Annotated in this window: 15 protein-coding genes; 9 read left to right on the forward strand and 6 right to left on the reverse strand. The window is 36.1% G+C overall.

Features of this window, described 5'->3' with window-relative positions:
* Positions 1-86: 86 nt before the first annotated feature.
* Positions 87-632 carry a hypothetical protein gene (locus KO524_RS03845; RefSeq protein ID WP_219290417.1) on the forward strand — a complete coding sequence of 182 codons (546 nt, stop codon included), beginning with the start codon at positions 87-89 and terminating at the stop codon, positions 630-632.
* Here the strand turns inward: KO524_RS03845 and KO524_RS03850 are convergent.
* On the reverse strand, positions 616-963 hold the full coding sequence (locus KO524_RS03850; RefSeq protein ID WP_219290420.1) for a hypothetical protein: 348 nt from the start codon (positions 961-963) through the stop codon (positions 616-618). The genes KO524_RS03845 and KO524_RS03850 overlap by 17 nt on opposite strands.
* Positions 964-974: 11 nt before the next feature.
* Positions 975-1,949, reverse strand: coding sequence for a polyprenyl synthetase family protein (locus tag KO524_RS03855; RefSeq protein WP_219290423.1), 975 nt, complete (start codon positions 1,947-1,949; stop codon positions 975-977).
* A gap of 139 nt (positions 1,950-2,088) precedes the next feature.
* Here KO524_RS03855 and KO524_RS03860 point away from each other — a divergent pair, with 139 nt between their 5' ends.
* From KO524_RS03860 to KO524_RS03875, 4 genes are read left to right on the forward strand one after another with little or no spacing between them, the layout of a single operon-like run.
* The gene (locus KO524_RS03860) at positions 2,089-2,700 is read left to right on the forward strand and encodes a TetR/AcrR family transcriptional regulator (protein ID WP_219290426.1); all 612 of its coding nucleotides are present in this window, start codon (positions 2,089-2,091) and stop codon (positions 2,698-2,700) included.
* On the forward strand, positions 2,693-4,030 hold the full coding sequence (locus KO524_RS03865) for a TolC family protein (protein ID WP_219290429.1): 1,338 nt from the start codon (positions 2,693-2,695) through the stop codon (positions 4,028-4,030). The genes KO524_RS03860 and KO524_RS03865 overlap by 8 nt, the downstream gene beginning before the upstream one ends.
* A gap of 13 nt (positions 4,031-4,043) precedes the next feature.
* Positions 4,044-5,108: an efflux RND transporter periplasmic adaptor subunit gene (locus KO524_RS03870; protein WP_219290432.1), complete on the forward strand. Its 1,065-nt coding sequence runs from the start codon at positions 4,044-4,046 to the stop codon at positions 5,106-5,108.
* 18 nt (positions 5,109-5,126) lie between these two features.
* Positions 5,127-8,300, forward strand: coding sequence for an efflux RND transporter permease subunit (locus tag KO524_RS03875; RefSeq protein WP_219290434.1), 3,174 nt, complete (start codon positions 5,127-5,129; stop codon positions 8,298-8,300).
* An 81-nt stretch (positions 8,301-8,381) separates the two neighbouring features.
* On the opposite strand, the gene KO524_RS03880 is transcribed toward KO524_RS03875, so the two are convergent.
* Entirely contained in the window at positions 8,382-9,248 is an 867-nt protein-coding gene (locus tag KO524_RS03880) for a helix-turn-helix domain-containing protein (RefSeq protein ID WP_219290437.1), read from the reverse strand.
* Positions 9,249-9,720: 472 nt separating this feature from the next.
* On the opposite strand from KO524_RS03880, the gene KO524_RS03885 reads away from it, so the two are divergent.
* From KO524_RS03885 to KO524_RS03895, 3 genes are all read left to right on the forward strand, one after another.
* On the forward strand, positions 9,721-9,897 hold the full coding sequence (locus KO524_RS03885; RefSeq protein ID WP_219290439.1) for a hypothetical protein: 177 nt from the start codon (positions 9,721-9,723) through the stop codon (positions 9,895-9,897).
* 112 nt (positions 9,898-10,009) lie between these two features.
* Positions 10,010-10,675: a GLPGLI family protein gene (locus KO524_RS03890; RefSeq protein WP_219290441.1), complete on the forward strand. Its 666-nt coding sequence runs from the start codon at positions 10,010-10,012 to the stop codon at positions 10,673-10,675.
* Positions 10,676-10,678: 3 nt separating this feature from the next.
* Positions 10,679-13,327: a TonB-dependent receptor gene (locus tag KO524_RS03895; RefSeq protein WP_219290444.1), complete on the forward strand. Its 2,649-nt coding sequence runs from the start codon at positions 10,679-10,681 to the stop codon at positions 13,325-13,327.
* Positions 13,328-13,386: 59 nt separating this feature from the next.
* Here the strand turns inward: KO524_RS03895 and KO524_RS03900 are convergent, their stop codons facing one another.
* The 3 genes from KO524_RS03900 to KO524_RS03910 all read right to left on the reverse strand — a co-directional run bounded on the left by KO524_RS03900 (position 13,387) and on the right by KO524_RS03910 (position 16,727).
* Positions 13,387-14,574 (reverse strand): hypothetical protein, encoded by a 1,188-nt coding sequence (locus KO524_RS03900; protein WP_219290447.1) that lies wholly within the window; start codon positions 14,572-14,574, stop codon positions 13,387-13,389.
* Positions 14,561-15,559, reverse strand: coding sequence for a DUF2157 domain-containing protein (locus KO524_RS03905; protein ID WP_219290450.1), 999 nt, complete (start codon positions 15,557-15,559; stop codon positions 14,561-14,563). Before KO524_RS03905 ends, KO524_RS03900 begins: the two co-directional genes overlap by 14 nt.
* 223 nt (positions 15,560-15,782) lie before the next feature.
* Positions 15,783-16,727, reverse strand: a complete 945-nt coding sequence (locus tag KO524_RS03910) for an aldo/keto reductase (RefSeq protein WP_219290453.1) — start codon at positions 16,725-16,727, stop codon at positions 15,783-15,785.
* Positions 16,728-17,082: 355 nt separating this feature from the next.
* Here KO524_RS03910 and KO524_RS03915 point away from each other — a divergent pair, with 355 nt between their 5' ends.
* Positions 17,083-19,476, forward strand: coding sequence for an outer membrane beta-barrel family protein (locus KO524_RS03915; RefSeq protein WP_219290456.1), 2,394 nt, complete (start codon positions 17,083-17,085; stop codon positions 19,474-19,476).
* Positions 19,477-19,495 lie beyond the last annotated feature (19 nt).

A 19,495-nucleotide genomic window follows, 5' to 3' on the forward strand; every position in this document is an offset into this window, starting at 1 on the left:
AATAATTTACACAAAAATACAATACTTTGTAATAAATCTCTAATATTTTTGTTACTTTTATCTCACAAATATTTTATAAAACTGAAATGGAAAGAATTAACATTACTTATTTAACACGTTTTTTGCTTATTCCATTTTTTTTCTTCATAAGCAATTCTATAATCGCACAAGATTTAAACAATATTAATAAAAAGAGTGATTTTTTTAAACATGTGAAATTTGGTGGTGCTATAGGTTTGGGTATTAGCAACACTTATACTGATATTTTAGTAGCCCCTAGTGCTATCTATCAATTTAATCCCATGTTTTCTATGGGAGTTGGTTTACAAGGAAGTTATATTAATAATAAAGATTTCTATACCTCTTGGATATACGGCCCTACTTTTGTCGCTTTACTCAATCCAATACCGGAAGTTCAATTTTCAATGGAACTGGAACAATTGCGCGTAAACAATACTTACACCTATATTCATCCCAATTATACAGACGATTTTTGGAATACCGCTCTATTTTTCGGAGCCGGTTACAGTACCCCAAATGCTACCATTGGTGTAAAATATAATGTATTGTATAAAAAGAAAGACAATGTGTACAATACCGGCTTTATGCCCTTTGTTAGAGTTTATTTCTAAAACATATTTTTTGCCATTCTCGTTTGAGAATGATGATTGTCAGTGCCTGCAAATACGCTTCTAAATCAAGTCCTCGAAGTTGTAGTTCCTCCACCACAACTTCAGATATATCTATTCTATAAAAGAGACTGGAAAACTTAGAAACATCTGTTTCCACTAATCGAAGCAGTTGCCTATACAATTCATTCACCATTTCAGCTGCTGTATCCACCTGAACAAACACCTCTAATTGTGTAGCCATTAGAAAATCCTTTTGCAATTGTAGCAACAACTGCTGAAACAACTCGCGATTTTCTACATTTTTTTCTAGATATTGAACAGCCTCTAACATCTTTTTACGATTTAAACTTTACGACTCATTAAATCTTTACTGAACTGACGTAAAACTTCTTTTTTATCTTCTTCTATATCTAACAAATCAAGCATATTCAACGCTTTCTGAGTGTAATTCTCAATCAGACCCTTGGAGTCATCCACAGATCCAGTAGCCAAAAATAACAACTTTACTTTTGCAATTTTTTCTTCTTCATCTGCCCCTTCGGTAGTGTATGCGTGAATCAACTGCTCCTTTTCCACATCAGACGCCCGTTGAACGGCACGCAAATACAAATAGGTTTTTTTATTTTCTAAAATATCTCCACCTATCCGCTTACCAAATGATTCTACATCGCCAAAAGCATCTAGATAATCGTCTTGCAATTGAAAAGCTATACCCAGATTTAATCCAAAATCGTAAATCAACTTCGCATTCTCTTCAGAAGCACGAGCCACTATAGCCCCCATCTTCAAAGCTGCTCCAACTAAAACCGCGGTTTTATACTCAATCATTTTGAGGTAACCCGAAATTTCCACGTCGTGACGATCTTCAAAATTAACATCCCATTGCTGCCCTTCACAAACTTCAATAGCGGTTTTACTAAACAATTTCGCCAATTCCTTAAACACCACTGGTTCATAGTTTTCAAAATACTGATAAGCCAAAATCAACATGGCGTCTCCAGATAAAATACCCGTATTAATATCCCATTTTTTATGAACGGTTTCATGCCCTCTTCGCAAATTAGCCTGATCCATTATATCGTCGTGAATCAAAGAAAAATTATGAAAAAGCTCAATAGCAGTTGCAGCTGCCAATGCTTCTTTGGCAGTAGAACCAAAAATCTCGGCAGCCATTAAGGTTAAAACTGGTCTAATTTGTTTACCCCCTAAAGATAAAATATAAGTGATTGGAGCGTACAATTCTACAGGCTTACCCGTTAGATCAATAGCAGCAATATGTTCTGCAATTTGATTTTTATAACCGATTATGGATTGCATTTTTTATTTTTTTTGTAAAAGTAACCGTTTTTTTTTACTTCGCCTAACATCTTCTAAATGTTAAATTTATTTAAAAACTCCGGAAACTATATTCGTTTCTAAAGTTTCCTACATATATTTGCGCCAAATAAAAAAGCCAATGAAAGAGGAAATTTTAGATAGAGCCATGAATATGTTTTTAAATCTTGGATTTAAGAATGTTACTATGGATGATATCGCTAACGAGATGGGTATATCCAAAAAAACAATTTATCAATATTATACATCAAAGCCGGATTTGATCAAGGCGACTATAGATTACTTCAACGACAAAATCAATGAAAAAATTTGTGCAGTTAGTCAATTAAACTTAAATCCGATAGACGAATTATTTGTTGCTCATAGTAAAATTGACGAAATGTTTCACATCAAAAACTCCTCGCCTTTATTACAACTCATCAAATATTATCCAAAAATAGCTGCCGATATCAAAACGCGTCAATTGGAACGTTTCGAACATCTGATTACCCGAAATTTACAAAAGGGAATCGCCACCGGTCTCTTTAGGGAAAACATCAACATCCACTTCACCTCCCGTTTATTTTTTGGCGGCTGTGTATCCTTGGATGACGAAGAGGTTTTTCCGCGCGAAACCTTCTCTTATGATCGCATACAAAAAATGCATTTAGAATATCATATACGCAGCATTGCAACCCAAAAAGGAATTGAAATATTAGAAACAATCATTGAAAATCACTCCCCAAATGAATAATTATAAACTGACCTTATCCTTCCTATTATTTGGAATTATGGTCCAAGCTCAAGAGCTCAAGCTGACTCTTAAGGAAGCGATTAATTTTGCTTTAGAAAACAAAGCCGACGCGAAAAAGGCCAAGTTAGACATTGAGAACAGCAATTATCAGATTCAAGAAGTCCGCGCCTTAGCACTACCCAACATCAGTGTAGAAGCCGGATTAAATAACAGTCCGTTGTTACAGCAAAGCGCTTTACCGGGCGAGTTTTTTGGACAACCTGGAGAAACGGTATTGGTACCCTTCGGTCAAAAATGGAACAGTAGTGCTTCAGCCACTTTGACACAAACCATTTTTAATCAATCGGTTTTCACCGGTTTAAAGGCAGCCAAAACAACTCGGGAATTCTACATTATCAATAGAGAATTGACCGAAGAACAGTTGATTGAAAAAGTGGCCAACAGCTACTACCAAATCTACCAGTCCAAAGAGATGTTGAAGACCATTACGAGCAATCTAAACAGCACAGAACGCATCAAGGGCATTATCGAAGGTCTTTACAATAACGGATTGGCAACTAAAATTGACCTGGACCGAACCAAAGTAAGCCTAAGCAATATCAAATCAAAGAGACAACAGAGCATCAATGCAATTCAACTGCAAGAAAACTCTTTAAAATTTCTGATTGGAATGGACTTAAACACTTCCATTACTTTCCCTGAGAATACTTTTGAAATCACTGGTGATGCCTTGTCAAACGAGATTAATATCGATGAGAGAACCGAACTACAGTTACTTAGAAAGCAAGAGGAATTATTGACTTATAAGAAAAAATCCATCGTTGCCGAATATTATCCGTCGTTAGCCTTGTTTGGTAATTTTGCTTATCAAGGTTTAGGCAATGAGCTTCCTTGGTTTAAAAAACCGAGCGATGGGGTATTCTGGACTAGCTATGCGACTGTTGGGCTTACCTTAAAAGTTCCGATTTTCAGTGGTTTTGCTACCCGTTCAAAAGTACGTCAGGCAGAAATCGATCTTAAGAAAACCGCATTGGATATTGCAGATACACGCGAAGCCATGGATTTGTCACATAAAAATGCTGTAACACAGATTCAAAACTCTTTGATCACGATCAGCTCACAGAAAGAGAACGTCGATTTAGCTAAGGATGTGCAAGAAAACATACATAACAATTATAAAAATGGTTTGGCGACACTGACGGATTTACTCGATGCAGAAAATGCGTTTACCGAGGCTGAAAACAACTATACCAATGCCTTATTAGAATACAAGTTAGCAGAAATCGAATTAATCAAAGCTCAAGGAGCATTAAAATCTTTAACCAAATAATTAAGCCTCCCAAATGAAAAATAAAATAATTACAGGAATAGTATTGATCGCAGTTTTAGCGGGGATTGTTTTTATGTTAAACAAAAACAAAGCTCAAAACGAAGCGGAAACCGCCATAGTTGCAGAAAAAAATGCATCCGTTGCCGTACGAGTTGAAAGCGTAAAAAGCGAAATAGTCAATGCCGAATATATCGCTAATGGAAATTTTATACCCGAACAAGAGTTAACCCTTTCAGCAGAAACTCCAGGTCGCGTTGTAAAAGTATTGGTACAAGAAGGATCCGTTGTAAAAGCAGGACAAACTCTAGCTGTTATCAATGGAGATCAACTGAATGTCAACGTACAAAATGCACAAGCCACTTACGCTACAGCACAAGCCGATGCAGCTCGTTTTGAAAGTGCTTATAAAACTGGTGGGGTAACCAAACAGCAATTGGATCAAATCAAACTTCAATTGGAAAATGCCAAAGCCAATTTAAGATCGGCACAAATCACTGCAGGAGATGCGAATATCAAAGCTTCTATTAGTGGTATCATCAATAAAAAACACATAGAACCGGGAACTTTCGTATCACCGGGAACGCCGTTGTTTGAGTTGGTTAATGTCAGCAAATTAAAACTCAAGGTAAACGTTGATGAAAACCACGTTGCCGTTTTAAAAATAGGTGATGTCATCAAGGTAAAAGCCAGCGTTTTTCCAGACAAACAATTTGAAGGTAAAATTACCTTCATCGCACCAAAGGCAGATGCGTCTTTAAACTTTCCTGTGGAAATGGTAATTCAAAACAATGCGAATAACGAATTAAAAGCCGGTATGTATGGTTCGGCCATATTCAATCCAAATGCCGACAGAACAACACCCGTACTTACCGTATCGAGAAATGCCTTTGTAGGCAGTGTTAGTTCCAACGAAATTTTCGTAGTACAAGACAGCACAGCTCAATTGAGAAAAGTAATTTCAGGAAGAAACTTTGGTGACAAAGTAGAAATCCTAGAAGGCTTAAAAGCTGGTGAAACCGTTATAATCAGTGGACAAATCAACCTGATTGACAAGACTCCAGTAAACATCATTAAATAAGATCCAACAGCTGACAAAATGAAAATATCCGAAATATCCATAAAACGCCCGAGTATCATTATTGTACTCTTTATCATCTTGATACTGGGCGGTATATTTAGTTACAAAAACCTGAGCTACGAATTGGTTCCTAAATTCGAAGTAAACGTCGTAACTATTTCAACAGTCTATCCGGGAGCTTCGCCTTCCGAGATCGAAAATACGGTAACCAAAAAAATCGAAGATGCGGTATCTTCTTTGGAAAATGTAAAAAAGATTGAGGCAAAATCATACGAAAGTTTATCTGTTGTGATTATTACTTTAATCCCCGAAGCAGATGTGGATTACTCTTTAAACGACGCTCAAAGAAAGATCAATGCTATCTTAAAAGATTTACCAGACGATGTAGATCCTCCATCATTAAATAAGTTCTCTTTAAGTGATTTACCTGTAATGACCCTAGGTGTTACCAGTAATCTTGATGAAAAGGAATTATATGATTTATTAGATAAAAAAATCCAACCGATTTTCTCTAGAATAAACGGTGTTGCTCAGGTCAATCTAATCGGTGGACAAGAACGTGAAATTCAGGTAAGTCTCGATCCTAAAAAAATCGAAGGTTACGGACTAAGCGTTCCGGCGATTCAACAAATCATTTTGGCTTCTAACTTGGATTTCCCAACGGGGAACGTCAAAACTAGAGACAAGCAAACCTTGATTCGTCTATCGGGTAAATACAAAAATGTTGAAGAATTAAGAAACTTAGTCATCAGCTCTCAAAACGGCATTCAGGTTCGCTTGGCCGATGTAGCCGATGTACAAGACGGTCAGAAAGAAGTTGAAAAGATTGCGCGTTTAAATCAAAAGAACACCATTTTACTTCAGGTAATCAAACAATCCGATGCCAATGCAGTATCGGTAAGTCAATTGGTTAAAAACACTATTGAAACCGTACAAAACGATTATAAAGATCAAAAAATCGAAGTGACCATTGCCAACGATTCGAGTGACTTTACTTTAGAAGCGGCAAACTCGGTGATGTTTGACTTGTTCTTGGCTATTGTTTTGGTCGCTTTTGTAATGTTATTTTTCTTACACAGTTTACGAAATGCAGTGATTGTGATGATCGCTATTCCGCTTTCTTTGATCGCTACTTTTATCGGTATTTACCTGATGGGATATACCTTAAACTTAATGAGTTTATTGGGACTTTCATTGGTAGTAGGTATTTTGGTCGATGATGCGATTGTGGTTATCGAAAACATTCACCGCCATATGGAGATGGGAAAAAACAAAGTTCGTGCAGCCTATGATGGAGCTTCGGAAATTGGATTTACCGTAACGGCTATTACTTTGGTAATCGTAGTTGTATTCTTACCAATCGCGATGAGTACTGGTTTGGTTGCCAACATCATCACACAATTTTGTGTGACGGTTATTATCGCTACCCTATTGTCTTTATTAGTATCCTTTACCATAGTGCCTTGGTTGTTTTCAAGATTTGGTAAAATCGAACACATCAATTCACACAGTTTTATCGGTAAAGTATTAAACGGTTTTGAGCGTGGTCTGGAAAAATTCACTCATTTTATTTCCAACCTTTTGGTTTGGGGACTCAAGAGCCGAATCAATAAAATTACGACCTTAGTAATCGTTATTTTCATGTTTGTAGCTTCTGTGTCGCTATTACCTTTAGGATTTGTTGGAGATGAATTTTTCCCTAAGACCGATAAAGGAGAGTTTTTGGTACAAATCGAAATGGAAAAAGACGCCTCTGTAGAAAACACCAACTTTATGACTCAAAAAGCCGAAGACTTTTTGCGTACTAAAAAAGAGGTGGTTACGATGATTACTACAGTAGGTCAAACTAGTGAGGGTATGGGAGGTACACAGGCTACCAAATACAAATCGGAAATTTCTGTAATTCTTACTGACAAATCGGAACGTAGTGAAAGTTCCTTTATCTATGCGGCGCGCTTAAAAAGAGAGTTGGAAAGAGAATTGGTTGGAGCCAAAGTAAAAACCGTTCCGGTAGGACTAATGGGGGCAGAAGATGCGCCATTGGCTTTAACGGTAACTGGAGCCAATATGGAAGATGCTATGGAATTTGCTTTACAAGCGACAGACCAATTGAGAAAAATTCCAGGATCCTCAGATATCAAGTTGACGTCTGAAGATGGAAATCCAGAGATTAACGTATTGGTTGATCGTGATAAAATGGCGGCATTGGGATTAAACCTACAAACCGTAGGTATGACGATGCAAACCGCTTTTAGTGGAAACACCGACGGTAAATTTAGAGCTGGAGAATATGAGTACGATATCAACATCCGTTTTCAAGAGTTCTCTAGAACGAATATCGACGATGTAAAAGCGATCAAATTCACCAACGCCGCTGGTCAGAATATCAAATTAGAACAGTTTGCCGATGTCACTTATGGATCAGGACCAACCTTATTGGAACGTTTGGACAAAAGTCCTTCCGTAACCATTCAGGCGCAAACCATTGGCCGTCCGACGGGTACCATTGCCGCAGATTGGGAAAAACAATTTTCGCAGTTAGAGAAAAAAGCTGGTGTTGGTTATAAATGGGGTGGAGAAATGGAAAACCAATCTGAAGGATTTGGTACTTTGGGAATTGCCTTACTTGCGGCTATTATCTTGGTTTACTTAGTAATGGTTGCCCTATACGACAGTTTTGCAACACCGTTTATCGTAATCTTTTCGGTACCGCTTTCGTTTATTGGAGCTATTCTAGCGATGGGTTTAACCAATACCTCCTTAAATATATTTACCATACTTGGTATTATCATGTTGATTGGTTTGGTGTGTAAGAATGCCATTCTATTGGTCGATTTTGCCAATCACCGTAAGGAAGCGGGAGATAATACTCACGATGCCTTAGTAGCGGCGAATCACGCTCGTTTACGTCCAATTTTGATGACTACCATTGCGATGGTTATCGGTATGATTCCGATTGCTTTAGCCAAAGGTGCGGGTGCTGAGATGAACAACGGATTGGCTATTGTAATTATCGGTGGTTTATTGTCGTCTCTTTTCCTTACGTTGGTGATTGTTCCGGTGATTTACTCTATTTTCGACAGTATTGCTCGCCGTATGGGTAAACACGAAAAAGTAAAATACGACGAATTGATGACGGCAGATTATGTGCCTGATGAAACCTTTGTAGATGAATTTGCTGCTAAGAAATAATAAAGAACTATAGTTAATTGTTATTGTCCGAAAACGGGCAACTCTAATAGGGTTGCCCGTTTTTTATTGGATAAAATCGGTTTAACTGCTTCGTTTTTGTTGTAGTTTACGGATAAAAACCGAGGGGCGTTCTCCTTTAAACTGGTAGAAAGCATCTGAAAAATTTTGTGCTGTTTTAAATCCGCATTCTTGTGCTAGTCCTTCGATGCTGAATTTTAAAAGATTTTGTTCTTTCAACATACGCTCATAAATAAAATCGATTCGCAATTCATTGATATAAGTTGCGAATTTTTTTCCTTGATGCTTGTTCACAATATGAGACAGATAAGCAGTATTGGTTTCTAATTTGATTGCCAAGCTACTCAAAGTAAGCAAGGGGTCTAAAAATCCCTGCTCCCGTTCAAATTTTTCCAGTTGTAACAATATAGTCGATATGATGTCTGCCCTAATCTCATAGGTCGACTCTCTTAAATCTACCGTTTTACCCGGTACGGAAATTACTGTACTTTTTGATTTTGCATCACCTCTATTTAATAGGGAAGTTTTTTGTTTTTCACTTCTTTTTTTATAACTCCATCCTATATAAAGCAGTCCGAAAATCAAGGAAATAGTTACAAACCCAACAAGACGGCACTGTTGCTTTATAGAATCAATCGTCGCTATGAGGTGATCCCGCTCTGCAATTAGTTCCTGTTTCTCGCAAGCCTTTATTTGCCCATCGTTTAATGTTTTATAGTTAGCATTCCAAATATGATTGAGATACGACAGCCGTTTCAAAGAAGAAAGCAGCGGCTCTAAAAGGCTCTCTCCTATATGGTTTTTAGTGGTTTTTTCGCAAGTGAACTGCAACTTTGACTTGATTGACACTGCAGTTAAAAGAAAACGGTTAATCTCCGAATTTTGCCCATATAACCCAAAATAATTTACAACAATTGCTTGCTGTTTCACCTGTATATCTCCGGGCTTAGCTATATAAGCGTGCGCCTGTTTAGCGCCTTGCTTCCCGAGCAGCTTAAAATCATCAAAACCGATAGAAAAAAAACTTTGGTACGGTATAATTCTACTGCCAACCCATTCACATTGTTGTAAATATACCGCGGCGAGTGGCAAAAAAAAGTAACAAAAAACAGAAACAACCTTAGTATTCATCAAAAGCAAAACCAATAATTAAAATACAATTTTAATAAATATAACACTATAAAACTAAAGTTAAAGCGATAAATATATCAAAAAAGCTTAAAAACCAAATGTTATTTATAAATAACATCTAGTGTATTTTGCCTAATAAACTCCTTTTTTTTAGTTTCACTGAAATCAATCGATAGATAAAATGATTTACCTGCAGGTAGAAGGGTCCAAGAAAGAGAGTTTATGACCTTAAAGGGTACTCCAACGTTTTTTAATCAAAAAATTTAAAATTATGAAAAAATTATTTTCAACACTTTTCGTAACACTCGCATTTGTACTTAGTTCCTTAAGTGTAAATGCGGAAACAAAAGCCATTTCTTCTATGCAAGAAATGCCAAATGCGTTAGAAGCAATAGAAAACGATGAACCAATCATTATTATCATCATTATTATTATTGTTGAAAACTAAGATGCTGGTACAGCAAATTAAAATCTTGCTGCTGATATATATCAGACATCTAAATAACTATTAATCAGCCTCCGGAATTTCAAAAATTTCGGAGGCTAAAAAAACAAATACTATGAAAAATATCCTCCTGATGATTATTTTACTTTTATCCTTTTCACTAAATGCACAAACACTAGAGGTGATCTATAGAGAAACCCATAAGCTAGACAAGTATAAAGACGATGCTTATGCTGACTTAATTCAAAAAAAGCTCCGAGCTATGGACTCCGAGATGAAACTATCAATACAGGCCACTGAAAGTCTATATAGCTTAACCACAGCCACAGACAACTCTAAAACCAACAGCGTTTATAAAAATTTCGCGACCAGATTGATGATTTCACAAGAAAGTATACTTGAACGTAACTTCCTCATTGAGGACGCCATAGGAAAACCCAAATGGATTCTTTCAAGCGAAGAAAAAGAAATCTGTGGTATAAAATGCAGCAAAGCAGAAAATCAACGCGGTGAAATTGCCTGGTTTTCAAAGGATATTCCCATAGGTGATGGCCCTTATATCTATTATGGTTTACCGGGTTTGATATTAGAAATAGAGAATGATGTTAAAACCATAACAGCTGAAAAGATTATAACCGCAGTCCAGGAAGACCACAAAATCAAAGCCCCATCAGGAAGTAAAAAAGTTAGCCGGGAAGAATTTACTAAAATCCAAAAACAAAAACTCAGCGAAATGGGTGCTGACGGAAACAGTGGTGGTGTTAGAATCATAAAAATGTAGTCTATGATTCGACTCCTTCCCTTGTTTCTATTGACGTTCTTTTCTACTATGACGCAAGCACAATTTCACCTTAGTGGCATCGTTACCGATGAAAAAAAAAAACCTTTGGCTTTTGCTACAGTTACCCTATTGCAACAAAAAGATTCGACTATGATTGCCTATGACTCAACAAATGAAAAAGGGGAGTATCATCTAAATACAAAAAGTGCAGAAAAAGTTATACTTCAGGTAAATTATATCGGGTATCAAACGGCATCTCACAATCTTGATTTAGAAACGGACAACAAGGTAATCATTCCTGTAATTTTAAAAGAAGGTGGCAACATACTTGACGAAATTCTAATTAAAGCCCGAGATACAGGTATTACATTTTCAAAAGACACCATCAAATACCATGTAAAAAAATTTATTGATGGCACAGAATCCAATTTAGGGGATGTATTGGACAAACTACCCGGAATAGAAGTAGATGACAAAGGCAGTGTAAAATCCGGTGGAAAGCAGGTTGAAAAAATCTTGCTTAACGGCCAAAATTATTATGGAGGCAACGCACAAATCGCCACTCAAAATATTCCTGCAGAAGCTGTTGAAAATGTAGAAGTTCTGAACAACTACAGTGAATACTCCCTACTAAAAGGGTTTCAATCTAGAGAGCAAACCGTTATTAATGTCAATCTAGATAAAAAATGGAGCGACAAATTATCCGGCGAAATGGCTTTAGAAGGAGGTTTTAACGAGGTGTATAATACCAAATTAAATCTAATGTCGATGCAATCCAAATTTATGATTTCCCTAATAAGTTCCCAAAACAATTTAGGTAATCCCGTATTTAGCATCGAAGAATATTTTAAATTACAAGGAGGGGTCGCCTCGGTAATGTCTTCTACCAATAATATAATTAGTTTAACCGATGATGAAAGGCAATTGCTACAACCCAATAGAAATGCCCTTAAAAGAGCTAACGGACTTAGTGCACTAAGCCTAAACTACCAACCTAAAAATTACTTTAAAATCAACACCTATTTACTGTATAACAACGACAAAAATCAAACCTTAAATTCCAACGAATACTTATTTCCAAATCAGCTAAGCACAGCAGAAGAAGCTAGTAGAAGGACCAAAAACGATTTATTTAGTGCTTTTTTAAAGATAAACTACGACAAAATTAAAAACACCTCACTTGTTTATAACGGTACTATATCCAACATCTATTACAATCAAGAAAACAACATAGGACTTACCCACTTCTCTAGTTTGGATAACTTCTATGAACACACTCGAAGAAGACCTATAAAAACCAAAAACATCGTATCAGCCATTACGAAAATAGATGAAAATGTATTCATCTCTGAATTCAATTTTGATTACCAAAACACACTGAATGATTATGACTTACATTACGATTCCCTCTACATCAAACCATTTCCCACAACCCTAGGAGACATCAATCATTTAAGACAAAGTACCGATCGAAAAGCAATCAATACTGGCTTGGCATTCACATTTCTATATCATTTAAACGATAAAAATTTTGTTGATGCTAAAATATATAACCGATTTAGTCATAACGTTTTCAACGCTGCTTTAGAACAAACACCTTTAGCACCAAAACTAATAAACGACAATTACTTACACAGTAATACCTACGGAGTTAATCTAAGCTGGAACAAAAACAAAGGATTTTTCCGATTCAAAGGAGGTGCTTCTTTTGATTATTTCCATTTTCGAGGAGGTAGAGAATCGTCATTAAAAAAAGTATTTATAGTCAATCCAACAACAAAACTTACGCTCTTATTTAATGAACGTCATAGCCTTAGTCTAGATTACAAACAAAGTATTGAAACCACCAGTCCCAGTTTATTTGTAGATAATCCCATTGTAGAAAACTTCAGAACTATAAATAGCCCTAATTTATTCGATCGGACTTACAATATCCAAAGGGAATTGAAAATGAGCTACTTTTTCTTTGAAAGTTTTTCGAATATATCGGTTGTAGCTGTCGGTATGTATAACAACTACAAACATCAAAACACAAGAAACATCTTTCGAGACCAGCTTACAACCTCTTATGAGCTTATGGAATCACCTCAAACAGAGCGCTTATTGTTTAATACGTCACTAACCAAAGGTCTTAATTTCATACCCTGGGATGTAGAATTTAGAGGTAATTATACGAAATTAAACTTCTACAACTATTTAAATAATCGACAAAACGAACAAATAACGGAACAGTCAACTACAAGACTACTGTTGAAAACTAAATACAAAACAAAAATAAATACCGAATTATTCTATAATCTAACCTATAATAAAAGTCAGTCTGGAATAAATAAGCCTTTCTACCAAAGCACTAAAAGTATAGGAACCAAACTCATTTATAGCATAAATAAAAATATCTTGTTGGACTTAAACTATGAATATAAATCCAATCTATTATCGCTTTACGACGACAAAAACACCTTTAATATTGTTTCAGCGAAATTATCGTATAAGATCAACAAGCACTTTGAATTATCCCTAATTGGCGACAATCTACTAAATATGAAAAATCTAAATTGGTCATCAATCAGTTATCGAGAAGATTATATCATTAAAAACAACTTCGCGCAAATTCCAGGTTATGCCCTTTTGGGAATTAAATATAAGCTTTAGGTCTTTATTAGTAACAGCACCTAGATCCAAAGACCAAATAGCGCTACTTCTTAATTCAACTAAAAAGTATCCCCAGCTCCTCCTCCACTAAATCCTCCTCCTCCGAATTTCATCGGAGCTTCTTGAGTTGCTTCGGGTTTTAATCCCAATTGTGCCGCAACAATTAAGGCTTCTGCATCCATAAAAGAGCTATCGTCATTTAATAAATCGGGTTCAAAGGTCAATCCTGTTGTTTTGTATTTTAATCGTTTTATCAGGCCCAGACTGAGTCCAAAAAGAACAGCTCCCCCTAGGGTTAGCCACCAGTCCGTAGTTAAAAAATTACTAAAGCACATCAGTGTATAAAAAGAAAAAAACAGGCAAAGTCCTCCTATCCACAACCATCCTTTATCCTTTGTTTTTACAGCGTAAAAAAGATAGATTATCGGCACCAGAAAACTAAAAAACCAATAGAAATAGTCTAAAAAACCCATATATACCTCAGCAATATCCCAGTCAAAACTATAGAAATGATAAGAAAAATAGCTCAATGCCAACAGATTACCTGATAGGTAAAACAATACATAACTGTAATAGATAACCAGTTGAATGATGTGGGTGTAAATTGGATTCGCAAATCGTTTTCTTAACAGCGTAAACCCAAGTCCTAATAAGGCGGCAAACAACATTATAATAAAGGGTGTTATGCCTATGTTTTTTTCCACGAACCAGTAGCCTACGACAGCAGTGAGGGCAATACAAGCGCCCAAAGCAGACAATAGGTTTAGATATCGAATAGCACAAAAAGCCATCACCGCCCCGAATCCCAAAATAAAAAGCCAATCTAACCAGTTTTGTGACAGATCCATCTCGTCCAAAAGAATGTATAGACATACAGCCAAAGCCAACTGCCCACTAAGCAAAAACGCATCGTCCAAACCGTATCCAAAATAATTCTTAGTCTGAATCATCCATTCCAGTCCTCCTATACAAATTAAGCTGAATAAAAAAGCCATCCAGCCCACACCATGCATCGACATCATCGAATAAGAAAAAAGGGTGAGTACGCCTGCAATAGAAGCACACAATACCAATCCAACCAAAAACAATCCGATTCGAATTAAAAAACTCTTTTGAGTTTTGAGTACCGGCAATTGGCTTTCAATAATCCGAAACTGATCGGTATTAATAAAACCTCCTGCTCTTAAATTTTGAGCTTCTTCCAATAAAAATGTCTGCTCTAACAGCGTTTTATTATATGCGTTCATCAGCTATTTTTTTATTAAAATTCTTAATCAATCTGACAAATAAAACAATTAAACCTATAATATAAAATGGTGAAATCATCAGCAAACTTTCAAAACTGTCCATAAAAATATCCGATGATTCGATAACTCGAACGGTAAAAACAGTAAAACCAATATAGGCATATAAAACAGTGAATACCAACAAAGTAATCGACGCATTTTTATAAGATTCCCTATAAAAATAATAAGAGGAAGCGATGAGAGGAATTATATACCAAAGTCCCTGTTCTTTAAACAAATTACTCAATAAAGCCAAACTGATAAGATGTAAGGCAAAAGTCAAATACACAAAATTAAAGTGTCTTTTTAAATCCACTTTAGAGGCATATAAAGTCCAAAAAACCAAAAGAATTCCCAACAATATTGCGGAGTAACTCAGGCTAGTATTGTCGTAAAAATCATTGTGTATTAGGGCTTGCGGCGATATAGTTAACCCCACATAGGCTGCCAATCCGGTTATACCAATAGTCAACGCACTTTTATTATCAAAATAATAAGCCGTTGCAATACTGAGAAAGGTAGGTAGCAAAGTAGCCAATCCGTAATGCGTTCCAAAAGTATGGTACTGGAATTGTAGGTAACCTATAAAAATGCACAGCAGGGAAATTCCTGCCAACACCACATAATCGTAAACTGAATTTTCAAAAACCGTTTCAGTACGCTTAAAACCAGAGCTGTTTTTAAAAGCAAAATAAAAACAAACCGCCGTGATAATCAGCAATAAAGCCAAAACCGACATATGCCCTATAGTGTCGATATTTTGATAGATCAGCATACCGAAGCCCGCAGTAAAAAGCAAAACAGCAACGTAAAGCAAGGTCTTCAACTCATTTCTAACCGAAAAGATGTTTTGTTTGCGATAGGCTTCAATCCGATCAAATTGAGTAGCCGTAAGCAATTGTTTATCCAACAACTTTTTAGTGTAGGCGTTTTGATGGTTCTTCATAGTGATTGTAAATATAAATCAAATGTAACCTTTTATTCCCAAAGCCTAGATAACAGCTAATTTTTGTAGCTTCTCCTATACAAACACCCCCTTCTTAACTAATATAGTAAAAATAACACTATTCTCATAGCTTTTTCTAAAAAAAGGCCCAATCGATAGCTCAACTGGACCTTTTTTATATTCTTTATTAACTTATAATACACGCATATGGCGCCTGATTCATCTATTCATCATAAACATTGGAATAGGTGTTACCAGGTACGTCAAAAAATTTGGCGTCCACATAGCGATAATGCTTGTCTAAAGCAGCTATTTTGCTTATCTCCTCAGCAGTCAGTACACAATTAATGCTTTCCAAATTCTGTTTTAATCGGGCTGCATTAGTTGATTTGGGAATCACGGCTGTACCTCTTTGAACCTGCCAAGCAATTAAAACTTGAGCTGTAGTACATCCTTTATTTTTCGCTATTTCTGTAATGACCTCATTATTTAATAAACTGGGTTCATCGGCCTTTTTTAAACCAGCTGCCCGGTCACCCGATCCCAAAGGAGAATAACCCGTTAACAATATCTTGTTTTCTTTGGCAAATTGTAAAAGCTCATTTTGCTGTAAGAATGGATGCAATTCGACCTGATTAACTTCGGGTTTTATCGTTGCTTTGCTTAACAAGTCCTTTAATTTTTTTATACTGAAATTGGAAACTCCAATGTGTTTTACAAGTCCAAGTTGTACTGCTTCTTCCATTTTCTTCCAAGTTTCAATTATGGGAACCTCTTCTAAGGAAAGAAAGTCTGCTGCGGACTGCGGTTGCACACCATGCTTAAAAGCCACAGGCCAATGAATCAAATACAAGTCTAAATAATCCAACTGCAAATCGCTAAGCGTCTTTTTTAAAGCATCGAGAACATAAGCCGATTGATGCGAATCGTTCCATAATTTGCTGGTAATCCACAATTCCTCTCTTTTTACGACTCCCTCATCGAACAAGTCCGATAATGCCTGACCTATCTCAGCTTCATTTCCATAAACTGCCGCACAATCAATATGTCTATAGCCATTACTAATTGCCGTTTTAACGGCTTGTCCTACTTCACCCGGATTGGATTTCCACGTTCCCAACCCAATAGCAGGCATCAAATCACCATTATTAAATTTTAATTGCTTCATTTTCTATATTAGGTTTTAAAAAAACATTCGTACTAATTTACGTAATAACTAGAAACGATCGTTATCATTTAAATGATCCTTAACAATTAGTATACTTATATGTTTAGCTAAACGAATAAAAAGCGCGACATAAGGTAAAATAAAACTGATCTTAAACCTTAGACTACTAAATACTTATTTAAAAAACACTATTATAAATGACACTTAAACTGTTCATTAGCACAAAATTATTGTTCGATACCGAACAGCTAATCATTAAAACAAAACACAATCATTTGAAAATTAAACGCTTATAAAACATTGAATTCATGGCATAGAAATTTCATTTACATAGACAAACCTAATATTTGTGTTTATGAAATGCTTTATTTTACTTTTTAATTTGATTATAATTAGCGGTTCAACAGTGCTCAATGCACAAAATCAAGTATATGGTAAACTTCAAGATTCACAACAGCAACCCATAGATTTTGGAGAAGTTCGCCTCACACTTAAAGGATCTGAAGACCCCATTCAGACGTATTCCGATACTTTAGGTTATTTCGTTTTTAATCAGCTGCCTACTGGACTATACACTTTTCAAGTATTACATTGGGGCAATCTAGAACACGAACAGGAACTTTATATAGATACGAATATGGATTTAGGTCTTTTTAGCCTCAATAGCAGTTCTCAACTTTCGGAGATTGTAATCGAAGGCAAGAAAAAGGTTTTTGAAACCAAAATCGACCGTACTGTTTTTAACGTAGAGAACTCTATCATAGCGTCTGGAGGCGATGCCCTAGAAGCTATCAAAGCAACACCGGGCATTATAGTAACCAACGACGACATTAAAATTATAGGTAAAACCAGTATATCGGTAATGATTGACGACAAAATCGTTCAACTCAGCGGGGAAGACCTAAACAATTATCTAAAAACCCTATCAGCCGACAACATCCAAAAAATCGAAGTAATAACTACTCCTCCGGCAAAGTATGATGCACAAGGAAATAGCGGTTTACTAAATATTGTACTCAAAACAAAAAGAGAAAATGCATGGAATAATTCGGTTCGATTAAATTACTTTCAAGCCACCGATGCATACTATAAATTTGGTGATACCTTTACTTACGCCAAAGATAAATTTAGCGCACAAGCCAGCATCGATTTGACTAAGGGAAAGACGCGCGGAATTGAGCGTTTAAACAATTATTTTGCAGACGAAACCTGGGTAGCAGAAGATTTAGCTAAAAATGAAATGGATAACCTATCGGCAAAAATAGCTATGGATTACCAGATCAGCCCAAAATCGCGATTAGGGGCACAATATATGCACGGTATTTACAAAAACACTTCCATTGAAGATATTACAAACACCAATTTGTACGATGCGAATCAACAGCCGTTTTCGCATATTTTGACCACAGGTGGCGCCGATCGAAAAGACTTGTTTGACAACCTCAACTTCAACTATGAATACAAGATGGATACCCTCGGCAAAAAGCTAACTACCAACCTTGATTATTTTGACAGTAATAAAAACAATTACCGTCCGTTTGAAAGCGAGCAAATATTTTTTCCAAATACCACTCCCTCTTCCTCGATGAAGGCCACGAGTAGCAGCAAAATGGATATTAAAATATACAGCGCTAAAGTAGATTTTGAGCATCCAACCAAATTCGCAAAACTAGAATATGGGGCCAAAGCAAACTTTATCACTAATGCATCGGACTCCAGATACTATGACCGCATTACGGGTACAACGGTAGAAGACATTACTAAAAGCGATCAATTTAACTATAAAGAAAACACCCAATCGCTTTATGTGAGCGGTTCAAAGGAATGGAATTCCAAATGGACCTCACAATTCGGCCTACGTATGGAAGCCACCCAAACACAAGGAAATTCCATCGCTATGAATAGAACGGACAAACGCGATTTTATCGATTTTTTTCCAACGGCCTATTTGCAATACAAACCCAATGATGACCATGCTATTAACATCAACTACAGCAAACGGATTAACCGTCAGTCGTTTTGGGAACTCAATCCGTTTAGATGGTATGTAGATGCGTACAGCTATTCGGAAGGAAATCCATTTTTAAAACCATATAACACGCATAATGCAGAATTGTCTTATAGCTATAAAACCAATTGGGTAACTAAAATAGCCTTCTCTAAAACTTTGAATGGGTCAACACAAATTCAAAATATTGATGAGGAAACGAAACTTCGAACCTTTACACGCGAAAATTTTTATGATTTAGAGGCCTACAGCATCAGTCAAACCTATACTTTTTCCAAATATAATTGGTGGCAAAGCGTTAATGTATTGACTGCTATGTATGCCAAAACATCTAATATAGATCCTTCTAAATCCATGCATAATATGCTCAACGACTCTGGTTTTTATTTTTCTACCAACAATTCATTTAAAATCAATACGAATTTATCCATGGAGTTAAACGGTTATTTTAGTTCTAAAACCAGTTATCTGGTTTATCAAATTGACCCACAAGCCGATGTGAGTTTTGGTGCTAGTTATAAAATGATGGATGGGAATTTACGTTGGAATTTGAATGTAAGTGATATTTTTAAAACCAGCGAATCAAAATTATACACTTCAACAACAACTACCAAAACCATGATTAACAACAGAAATCAAACTCGGGAACTTCGAATTGGTGTTACCTATAACTTTGGAAATAAAAACATCAAAAGCAAAAATACTACTACCGGTAATGAAGAGGAACGCAACAGGAGTTAATCTTTTAGTGTTTCCAAAC

Source organism: Flavobacterium sp. NKUCC04_CG (genome assembly GCF_019345525.1).
Classification (GTDB): Bacteria; Bacteroidota; Bacteroidia; order Flavobacteriales; family Flavobacteriaceae; genus Flavobacterium.